The following is a 1,865-nucleotide window of genomic DNA, read 5'->3' on the forward strand; positions in this document are numbered from 1 at the left end:
GCCCAAGCGCGCGCGCCGCACGCGCCGGGATAGCGCTGCCGTCAACCCTGCGAACGATCCGCTGTTCGATGCGCTGCGGGCATGCCGCCGCAACCTTGCTGCCGAGACCGGGGTGCCGCCCTATGTGATCTTTCACGACAGCACGCTGCGCGAAATGGCCGAGATGAAGCCGCAAAGCCTGTCAGCGCTATCTGCGATATCGGGCGTCGGAACCCGCAAACTTGAGGCCTACGGACCCGCCTTCATTGAGGTGCTGCGTCAGTTCAACGCGTGATTTCATCCGATCCGCCGATGTATTGACATTATATATGCCAATATTTTAAGCTTCGTACGCTAGCGCTGGGAGATGCCGCCGCTGCACCCCCGCACTGGGCCGGGCGATGGAGCGAAATCGATGCATGTCATCAACGAGGTGATGCCGACCAACCCGGCACAATTGCTGGGGTTGATGGAGCCGGGGCCGGACGGGCCGATCTTCATGATCAATCTGCTCAAGTTCAAGGATCGCGCCGAATATGCCGATGGCCGCGCCAGCGACCTTTCAGGGCGCGAAGCTTACATGATCTATGGCCGCGCCGTATCGCAGCTGCTGCCCAAATTCGGCGGCCGCGCGATCTTTGCCGCTGATGTCACGTTCCTGTCGCTGGGTCAGGTCGAGGAGCATTGGGATGAAGTTGCCATCGGCGTCTACCCCAGACGCTACGATATGGTGCGCATGTCGCTATCGCCTGAATGGCAAGAGATTTCAGTGCACCGCACTGCCGGATTGGCAGGCCAGCTGAACATCGAAACGGTGCTGTCACCCGAAGCAAGCAACATGACCTGGCTTCAGCAGATCGTGGCATCGATAGGGACCAGTGCGTGACAGCTTGCGGCGAACGCGATACACGAAATGACATGAACATCGAAACTGGTCTATCCGCCCACCCTGACGGGCGAAAACAGCGCAGCGAACGCAGCCGACTGCGCATTGTAGATGCCATGTTCGCCCTCATCACCGAAGGCAATATGGATCCGAGCGCTGCGGTGGTGGCGCAGCGCGCAGAGGTCAGCGCGCGCACCGTCTTTCGCCATTTTGAGGAAATGGATAGCTTGTATGCAGAAATGACCGCGCGAATAGAAGCTGAGATCCTGCCGATAGTGCAGCAGCCGTTTGCCGGAGACACATGGCGCGAGCAACTCGACCAGTTGATTGCGCGCCGTGCCACGATCTACGACAAGATCATGCCGCTGAAGATTGCCGCCAGCATCCGGCGGTTTTCATCCGAGTATCTGATGGCAAACTACCAGCGCTTTCTTGATATGGAGCGCATGGGGCTGGAGCGGGTGATACCCAAGGCCATGATGGCCGATGCGACCTTGCTGTCTGCCATCGAAATGTGCGTCGGCTTTCAGGCGTGGCGCAGGCTACGACAGGACCAGGGGTTATCCAGCGATGCAGCCGTCAAGGTCGTTCGCCTCTGCATCACCCGTTTGCTGGGTTAACCATGGCTTTTCGTGGGCGCGCGCTGCTGACCGCCTTGATCATTTTGAGCAGTTGCACTGCAGACGCCCCCATTATTGAAGAAAAATCGGCTGCACGCCAGCCAGCTGACTGCCCTGCTAGCGACTTTGCATTCGGCGCATTTCAAGCAATCCCCTCGGGCTCATTCATCAAGGGCGCGGACCCGATCTATCCCGAGGAGCAACCCGAAATTCGGCTGCAGGTCACGGGCTTTGCGATCCAGCGGCATGAAGTGACCAATGCCCAGTTTGCCCGGTTTGTAGACGCTACCGGCTATGTGACCAGCGCGGAACACGCGGCGGCCAGCAGCGCAGCAGATGCAGGTTCGGCGCTCTTTGTGCCCGGCATTAACGGCGCGCCG

General features: G+C 59.6%; 4 protein-coding genes. All 4 read left to right on the forward strand.

The window, feature by feature from the left end; genetic code table 11:
* Positions 1-274, forward strand: a 274-nt coding sequence (locus ACEW8G_RS13345; RefSeq protein ID WP_373488898.1) for an HRDC domain-containing protein, incomplete at its 5' end; no start/stop codon positions are given.
* 120 nt (positions 275-394) lie between these two features.
* On the forward strand, positions 395-865 hold the full coding sequence (locus ACEW8G_RS13350) for a DUF1330 domain-containing protein (protein ID WP_373488899.1): 471 nt from the start codon (positions 395-397) through the stop codon (positions 863-865).
* A gap of 116 nt (positions 866-981) precedes the next feature.
* A complete protein-coding gene (locus ACEW8G_RS13355; RefSeq protein ID WP_373488900.1) occupies positions 982-1,485 on the forward strand; it encodes a TetR/AcrR family transcriptional regulator in 504 nt (167 codons plus the stop codon).
* A 2-nt stretch (positions 1,486-1,487) separates the two neighbouring features.
* A partial coding sequence (locus tag ACEW8G_RS13360) for an SUMF1/EgtB/PvdO family nonheme iron enzyme (protein ID WP_373488901.1) occupies positions 1,488-1,865 on the forward strand: 378 nt, incomplete at its 3' end.

Origin of the sequence: Blastomonas sp., from assembly GCF_041747255.1 — a bacterium.
Taxonomy (GTDB): Bacteria; Pseudomonadota; Alphaproteobacteria; order Sphingomonadales; family Sphingomonadaceae; genus Blastomonas.